The organism is Aeromicrobium sp. (genome assembly GCF_036676885.1).
Taxonomy (GTDB): Bacteria; Actinomycetota; Actinomycetes; order Propionibacteriales; family Nocardioidaceae; genus Aeromicrobium.
On sequence record NZ_JAKFCB010000256.1, the window covers coordinates 1 to 8,106 of the forward strand.

Here is an 8,106-nt window from a genome sequence, read left to right on the forward strand (position 1 = left end):
CATCGTCGTGGGCGATGACCTGCGCACGACGCAGGACCCGCGCATCTCCGCGATCGGCGACTGCGCCGAGACCCCCAGCGGTGTCAGCGGCCTGGTCGCTCCGGGCTGGGCGCAGGCGCGGGCCCTGGCCCGCAGCATCGCCCAGGACACCGAGCTCGAGCTCCCGCCGATCTCGGGCTCGGCGATGCGGCTCAAGGCCGTCGGCATGAGCGTCGTGACGATGGGCATCCGTGCCTCGACCGCCGCCGAGCACGACCGCGTCGTGACCCTCTCGGACCCGCGCGAACGCCGGTACGTCGAGCTCGTCGCCCGCGGTGACACCCTCGTCGGCGTCACCTGCGTCGGCGCTCCCGACCTGGCGGCGCACCTCTCGACGCAGTTCGACCGCCCCGGCATGCTGCCGCTGGACCCCATGCACCTCCTGATGGGCACCGGGTCGATGGGCGTCGTCGAGAGCGCGTCACCGACCACGATGCCGGCCGCGACCACGGTGTGCCGCTGCAACGGCGTGACCAAGGGCGACCTGGTGCATGCCTGGGACGGCGGCGCCACGACCGTGGAGGCGCTGGCCGGCGCGACGCTCGCGACGACGGGTTGCGGCGGCTGCAAGAAGCTCGTCTGCGGCATCGTCGACTGGCTCCAGGAGACCGATCCGCCGGACATCTCACAGGGCACCGATGCCACGCGTGAGACAACCGTTCCGTCCAGGTAACACGGAGACCCCTGTTGTGAAATCTGGAATTCCTACCGTGGAAGGCATGATGAACCAGAAGAAGAAGCTCGCCGTTGTCGGCGCCGGCATGGTCGCCCACCGTCTCGTCGAGGCGATGGTCGAGCGTGGTGCGGACGAAGCCTGGGACATCGAGGTGTTCGGTGACGAGACCCGGCCACCCTACGACCGCGTGGCGCTCACGTCGTTCTTCTCCGACCGCGATCCCGAGGACCTGCTCCTCGGCGACGGCGAGCTCTGGAAGCGCCCCGGCGTACGCCTCTACCGCGGGTCGATCGTCAGCCACATCGACCGCGAGGCGAAGCAGATCCACGCCCGCAACACGACGTTCGACTATGACCGGCTCGTCCTGGCCACCGGCTCGTACGCCACGGTGCCCCCGGTCGAGGGCTCGGACCTGCCCGGTTGCTTCGTCTACCGCACGGTCGACGACGTCGCCGAGCTCCGCGCCTGGGTCCTGGAGCGCGAGGCGGTGCTGGGTCGCAAGGTCAAGGGTGCCGTCGTCGGCGGCGGCCTGCTCGGGCTCGAAGCCGCAGGTGCGCTGACCGCGCTGGGCGCTGACACGACGGTCATCGAGTTCGCCGACTGGCTCATGCCGCTGCAGGTCGACCAGGCCGGTGGTGGCGCGCTGCGCCGGATCATCGAACAGCTGGGCGTCACCGTACGCACGTCCACCGCGACGTCCAAGCTGCGCGCCGGCCGTGACGGCAAGGTCACCCGGATGCAGTTCGCCGACGGCGACAAGATCCCGGCCGACGTCGTGGTCTTCGCGACCGGTGTACGCCCGCGCGACGAGCTCGCGCGTGAGGCCGGCCTCGAGCTCGGCGAGCGCGGCGGAGTCATCGCCGACGAGGGCTGCATGACGAGCGATGACTCGATCTTCGCGATCGGCGAGGTTGCGCACATCGCCGGCCGCGTCTGGGGCCTCGTCGGCCCCGGCTACTCGATGGCCGAGGTCGTCGCCGACCGCCTGCTGGGTGGCGATGCGACGTTCGAGGGCGCCGACCTGTCCACCAAGCTCAAGCTGCTCGGCGTCGACGTCGCGAGCTTCGGCGACGCGTTCGCCGCGACCAACGGCTCGCTGGAGGTCGTCTACGCCGACCCGACCGCCGGGGTCTACAAGAAGCTCGTCATGAGCGACGACGCCCAGACGCTGCTGGGCGGCATGCTCGTCGGCGACGCGAGCGCGTACACCAACCTGCGGCCCATGGTCGGCCGCGCGCTCGGCAGCGACCCGACCGCCTGGCTGCTGCCGGAGGGGATGGAGCCGCCGAGCGGCAGCTCCCTGCCCGACGACGCCAACGTCTGCTCGTGCAACAACGTCACCGCCGGCACGATCCGTGGCGCGGTGACCGATCACCAGTGCACCGACATCGGGGCGGTCAAGGCGTGCACCAAGGCCGGTACGAGCTGCGGCTCGTGCGTCTCCCTGGTCAAGAAGCTCATGGAGACCCAGATGGCCGAGGAGGGCCTCGAGGTCAGCACGGCGCTGTGCGAGCACTTCTCCGTGACCCGTGCCCAGCTGTTCGACATCGTGCGGGTCAGCGAGATCTCGACGTTCAGCGAGCTGATCGACAAGCACGGCACCGGCCGCGGCTGCGACATCTGCCGTCCGGTCGTCGCCTCGATCCTGGCGTCGCTCGGCAAGGGCCATGTGCTTGACGGCGAGAACGCGACGCTGCAGGACACCAACGACCACGTCATGGCCAACCTGCAGAAGGACGGCACCTACTCCGTCGTGCCCCGCATCCCCGGGGGAGAGGTGACGCCCGCGGGCCTCATCGCGATCGGCCAGGTCGCCGCCGACTTCGGGCTCTACACCAAGATCACCGGCGGCCAGCGCATCGACCTGTTCGGCGCCCGCATCGAGCAGCTCCCCGAGATCTGGAAGCGGCTCGTCGACGCGGGCTTTGAGTCCGGGCACGCCTACGGCAAGTCGTTGCGCACCGTGAAGTCGTGCGTCGGCCAGTCCTGGTGTCGCTACGGCGTGCAGGACTCGACGACCCTCGCGATCGACCTCGAGCTGCGCTACCGCGGTCTGCGGTCGCCGCACAAGCTCAAGCTCGCGGTGTCCGGCTGCGCCCGGGAGTGCGCGGAGGCGCGCGGCAAGGACGTCGGCATCATCGCGACGGACAAGGGCTGGAACCTGTACGTCGGAGGCAACGGCGGGTTCACGCCCCGTCACGCGCAGCTGTTCGCGGAGGACCTCACCACTGAGGAGCTGGTGCAGGCGATCGACCGCTTCCTGATGTACTACATCCGCACCGCCGACCGGCTGCAGCGCACCGCGCCGTGGCTCGAGTCGATCGAGGGCGGCATCGAGGCCGTCCGCGCCGTGGTGTTCGAGGACAGCCTCGGCATCGTCGCCGACCTGGACGCCGCGATGGCCGCACACGTCGACACGTACGAGGACGAATGGGCCGCAACGCTCGCGGATGAGAAGAAACTTCTTCGGTTCGCATCATTCGTTAACGCGCCTGAAACACCCGACCCGGATCTTGTATATGTCGAGGAACGCGGTCAGCGTCGACCCGCCGACGACGAGGAGCGCGCCGTGCTGATCGCCGGCGCCAGCATTCCGGTACGTGACAAGGACGAGGTGGTGACCGTATGACCCAGGTGTGGGAGCGAGTCTGCGAGCTTGACGCCCTGGTGCCCGACCGTGGCGCTGCCGCGCTGGTCGGCGGCCACCAGGTCGCGCTGTTCCGGCTCAGCGACTCCGGTGAGGTCCACGCCGTCGACCACCTCGACCCGTTCAGCCACGCCAACGTCATCGCGCGCGGTCTGGTCGGTAGCCGCAAGGGCGTGCCGACCGTCGCGTCGCCGATGCACAAGCAGTCGTTCGACCTGCGTACGGGTCAGTGCCTCGACGATCCCGAGGTCTCACTCCAGGTCTGGCCCACCCGGGTCACGGATGGCTGGCTCGAGATCCTGATCGAGGCCCGGAGCGGCGCAGCGTGACCGCCCTCGGGCCGGTGTTGGCCGGTACCCAGATCCTGGTGACCGCTCAACGCCGGGCCGCTGACCTCTCCCTTGCGCTTGGTCGTCGTGGCGCCGACGTCACGATCGCCGCCTCGCTGGGAGTCGAGTCGCACATCGACGAGGACACGCTCCTCGCACAGACCCGTCAGATGATCGCGACCGGCACCGACATCGTCGTCGTGACCACCGGCATCGGCTTCCGTGGCTGGCTCGACACCGCCGAGGCGGCCGGCATGGGCCACGAGCTCATCGAGGCACTCGAGTCCGTACGCCTCATCGCCCGCGGGCCCAAGGCGCGTGGCGCGCTCCAGGCCGCGGGGCTGGTGCCCGACTGGGTCGCCGAGTCCGAGACGTCCGCCGAGATCGCCGAGTTCCTCGCCACCGAGGGTGTCAAGGGACTGTCGATCGCGGTGCAGCACCATGGCGCCGGCGACGACGGCCTCGAGCAGCGCCTCCGGGCCGCCGGGGGCCGGCCGTTCGGCCTCGTTGTCTACCGCTGGGGGACACCGCCAGACCCGGCCGCCGTCCAGCGTTCCGTCCGTGACGCCGCCGGTGGCTCGTACGATTCCGTGGTCTTCACCTCGGCTCCCGGGGCGGCCGCGTGGCTCGCGGCGGTCAACGACGCGGGCGTGGACGACGACCTTCGCCGGCTCGAGAAGGATCGCCGCCTGGTCCTCGCCGCCGTCGGACCCGTCACCGCTGACCCCTTGCGCGCGGCCGGCTTCGACCCGCTGCTGCCGGACCGGGCCAGGCTGGGCGCCCTCGTGCGTTCCCTCGTGATGTACCTCGGCGACGCGTCGGACAGCGTCCTGACGCCGGCCGGGCACCTGCGTGTCCGCGCCACGGCCGCGACGCTCAATCACGAGATCCTGCCGGTGTCGCCCAGCGGCCTCGCGATCCTGCGGACGCTCGCCAGCGAGCCCGGATCGGTGCGTTCCCGTGAGGAGCTGCTCGAGGTGTTGCCCGGCGACTCCGGCGACCCGCACTCCGCCGAGGTCGCCGTCGCCCGTCTCCGGGAGGCCATCGGCCAGCCCATCGTGCAGACGGTCGTCAAGCGCGGCTACCGGCTGGCCGTCGGGGAGCCCGGCGCATGACGATCGCTCTCGTCGCGACGAGCCACGGCACCGACGTCCCCGCCGCCCGATCCTCGATCACGGCCCTTGTCGATGCGGTACGCGAGGCAGCGCCCCACCTCGACGTACGCGAGGCGTTCGTCGACGTCCAGGACCCGCCGGTCGCCCGCGTGGTCGACAACATCGACGGGCTCGCGGTCGTCGTCCCCTTGCTGCTGGCGCCCGGATTCCACGTCCACGTCGATGTCCAGGAGGCAGTCGACCGACCCTCGGCCGTGGCATCGGGCACGCTCGGGCCCGACTCCCGGCTCACGGGAGTCCTGCTCCGCCGCCTCGCCGCGGTCGGTGCGACGAACGACGACGTGATCGTGCTCGGTGCCGCCGGGTCGACTGACGTCAGGGCACGCCAGAGCGTCGACGCTGCCGCTCGCATGCTTGGCGCGGCATGGGGCTCCCCGGTTCCCGTGGGCTATGTCGGCGGCACCGGAACCCCGATCGGCGAGATCGTGCGCGATGTCGCCCGCGCGGGCCGCAGGGTCGTCGTCGCGAGCTACCTCATGGCTCCCGGCTTCTTCTACGACCGGCTGCTCGGGTGCGGCGCCGATGTCGTGACCCGGCCGCTGCTCGACGGTCCCGACGTGGAACCCGGCATGGTCTCGCTCGTGCTCGACCGATTCGCCGAGGCCGCAGAAGCGCTCGACTGGGCCTCCGCGTCCTCGTCGAGCCGCGTGTGAGACCAGATGTAACCAAACCTCGCCCCTGAGTTAACCGTTGCGAAACAGGTACGCCGGAGGGTGGAGGTGCTGGTGGGGAAACCCTCCTCGACGACGAGAGGCGAGGCATGAATCACGCTGACACCTCGAGATCGCCCGGAGGCAGTCCCCGCGCCGCAGATTCGGGAGCCTCCGCCGTTCACGCAACGGCGGAGGCGCACCGACTCTCGTGGCTTCCAACCGCGGACATCTCGGGGTTCTCGGTCGGTCGGACTCGGAGCTGCCGATGAACCGCACGCTGATCCTGTGCGCTCACGGTGCCGAGAGCCCGCGTGGCCGCGCTGCCCTCGGAGGCCTGGTCAACGCGGTGCGGCGCGAGGCGCAGGATCTGGACGTCGTCGACGCGTTCGTCGACGTGCAGCAGCCCACGATCGCGGAGACCGTCGCGGAAACCTCCGGGCCCCGGGCGATCGTGCCGCTCATGCTGTCGTACGACAAGCCGGTCAGCGTCGACATCGTCCAGGCCTCGCACCTCGATGCCGCTGTCACGGTGACGCCGCCGCTGGGACCCGACTGGGTGCTCGCGGAGGTCGGCGTGCGCCGACTGTTCGAGGCCGGAGCGCGCTCGCACGACACGATCGTGCTCGCGGCCGACACCGCGACCGACGATCGCGCCGTCGGCGACATCGGCAAGGCGGCCCGTCTGCTCAGCGCCGTGTGGGGCGGGCGGGTGCATGTCGGGACGCTCGGGGGTCCCGACACGCCCCTCGCCGATGCCGTCGACGTTGCCCGGGCGTACGGCCAGCGGGTCGTCGTGTCGACCTACCTGCTCACCCCGGGGAACGTGCACGACCACATCGTCGCTGCGGGCGCCGATGTCACCACCGAGCCGCTGCTCGACGGCGGGCCACCGGATGCGCGCATCGTCAGCCTCGTGCTCGCCCGGGCCCGTTCCCGCGGCGCCTGGACCCCGGTCGGCGGCGATCCGGGACCGCGCCTCGCGCACTCGTAGCCCACGAGCCACCTGGATTCACGCGAGCCTGACGCAAAACCTTCGACCTGTGCTTTAACCTTTGTCCATGGCGACCCGAACGTCTTCCCCGCCGCGCAAGCGGCCGTCCGGTAGCCAGGCCCGCAAGAAGCCCGCAACACGGAACTCCTCGAAGAGGGGCAAGCCGCAGGCACGCAAGCCTGCAGCCCGCCGTCCAGCGGCTCGCACGGGACCTGGTCCGATTGGTGCTGTCTTCAACGCGCTCCTGCGCGCGTCGACGGCCATGTGGCTCGGCCTCGCCGGGCTGGTGGGCGCGATCGCCCGCAGCATCGGTCACAGTGCGAAGGACCTCGATCCGGAGCAACGCCGTGACGGCGTCGGCTTCGGCATCCTCGGCCTGTCGGTCATCGTCGCCGCCTCCGTCTGGGGCGACATCCCGGGCGTGATCGGCGGCGCGGTCCGGGCAGCGACGACCGGAGCCGTCGGCATCCTGGCCGGCGCGGTCCCGCTGCTGCTCGTCGTCGTGGCCTGGCGGACCCTGCGCCACCCCGATCTCAACGGCCCGGCGGGTCGTCAGGTCATCGGCTGGGTGTCGATCTGCGGCGGTGTCCTGGGCCTCGTGCACCTCTCGCACGACGTCCCGCGCTACAGCGACAAGGATCCGGAGGCCATGCGTGCGGCCGGTGGAGCCATCGGCTTCCTGTTCTCCGCGATTCCCGTCGACCTGCTCAAGAGCGCGTACGTCGTGGCGCCCCTGCTTGCGCTCGTGGTCGTGTTCGGCCTCCTGATCGTGACCAACACCCCTGTCTACGCCGTGCCCGCGCGCCTTCGTGAGCTGCGCGACAAGGCTCTTGGCCGCAACAAGGAGGAGGCGCCGGAGACCGAGCCCAAGAAGCGCAAGCACCCGCGCACCGCCCTGCTCACCGAGGACGAGCCGTACGAGAACCCCCTGGTCGACGGCCCCGACGAGGACCGCCAGATTCCCGCCCGGGTGTTCGACGAGGACGACGAGGAGCCGGGCGCCGTCGAGCGCCCGCCGATGGAGCCCATTCCCGCGCGCGCCGAGCAGCTCGCGCTGTCCGGCGACATCGTCTACTCACTGCCCGACAGCGCAGCCCTGCGCGAGGGGTCGCCCCACAAGGCGCGCTCCAAGGCGTCCGACGAGGTCGTCGAGCGGCTCACCGAGGTCCTCGAGCAGTTCCAGATCGACGCGACGGTGACGGGCTACACCCGAGGGCCGACCGTGACGCGCTACGAGGTCGAGCTCGGCCCCGCGGTCAAGGTCGAGAAGGTCACCGCGCTGTCCAAGAACATCTCGTACGCCGTGGCGTCCAACGAGGTCCGCATCCTGTCGCCGATCCCCGGCAAGTCCGCGATCGGCGTGGAGATCCCCAACATCGACAAGGAGATGGTGTCGCTCGGCGACGTCCTCCGGTCGGCCAAGGCGCGCAGCGACCACCACCCGATGGTCATCGGCCTGGGCAAGGACGTCGAGGGCGGCTACGTCGTCGCCAACCTCGCCAAGATGCCGCACCTGCTGGTCGCGGGCGCGACGGGTTCCGGCAAGTCGTCGTTCGTCAACTCGATGATCGCCTCGATCCTCATGCGCGCGACGCC

General features: G+C 70.6%; 7 protein-coding genes. All 7 read left to right on the forward strand.

All coding sequences use genetic code 11. The annotated features are described in order from the left end of the window. Positions 1–712: (2Fe-2S)-binding protein (locus V6M46_RS11445; RefSeq protein WP_332665032.1), on the forward strand; the 712-nt coding region annotated here is incomplete at its 5' end. Between the two features lie 46 nt (positions 713–758). Then, positions 759–3,344 (forward strand): nitrite reductase large subunit NirB, encoded by a 2,586-nt coding sequence (nirB, locus tag V6M46_RS11450; protein WP_332665034.1) that lies wholly within the window; start codon positions 759–761, stop codon positions 3,342–3,344. Then, positions 3,341–3,691, forward strand: a complete 351-nt coding sequence (nirD, locus tag V6M46_RS11455; RefSeq protein WP_332665036.1) for a nitrite reductase small subunit NirD — start codon at positions 3,341–3,343, stop codon at positions 3,689–3,691. Before nirB ends, nirD begins: the two co-directional genes overlap by 4 nt. Beyond that, complete coding sequence (locus V6M46_RS11460; RefSeq protein WP_332665039.1) at positions 3,688–4,806, forward strand: uroporphyrinogen-III synthase; 1,119 nt, start codon at positions 3,688–3,690, stop codon at positions 4,804–4,806. Before nirD ends, V6M46_RS11460 begins: the two co-directional genes overlap by 4 nt. Continuing rightward, a complete protein-coding gene (locus tag V6M46_RS11465; protein ID WP_332665042.1) occupies positions 4,803–5,519 on the forward strand; it encodes a sirohydrochlorin chelatase in 717 nt (238 codons plus the stop codon). The genes V6M46_RS11460 and V6M46_RS11465 overlap by 4 nt, the downstream gene beginning before the upstream one ends. A 265-nt stretch (positions 5,520–5,784) precedes the next feature. Further along, on the forward strand, positions 5,785–6,510 hold the full coding sequence (locus V6M46_RS11470; RefSeq protein ID WP_332665045.1) for a sirohydrochlorin chelatase: 726 nt from the start codon (positions 5,785–5,787) through the stop codon (positions 6,508–6,510). A gap of 262 nt (positions 6,511–6,772) precedes the next feature. Further along, positions 6,773–8,106: DNA translocase FtsK (locus V6M46_RS11475; protein ID WP_332665048.1), on the forward strand; the 1,334-nt coding region annotated here is incomplete at its 3' end.

Excerpts from the sequence above, each read along its gene's own strand:
- V6M46_RS11465 (WP_332665042.1), top strand. The coding sequence starts at position 4,803 with ATGACGATCGCTCTCGTCGCGACGAGCCACGGCACCGACGTCCCCGCC.
- nirB (WP_332665034.1), top strand. The coding sequence starts at position 759 with ATGATGAACCAGAAGAAGAAGCTCGCCGTTGTCGGCGCCGGCATGGTC.
- nirD (WP_332665036.1), top strand. The coding sequence starts at position 3,341 with ATGACCCAGGTGTGGGAGCGAGTCTGCGAGCTTGACGCCCTGGTGCCC.
- V6M46_RS11470 (WP_332665045.1), top strand. The coding sequence starts at position 5,785 with ATGAACCGCACGCTGATCCTGTGCGCTCACGGTGCCGAGAGCCCGCGT.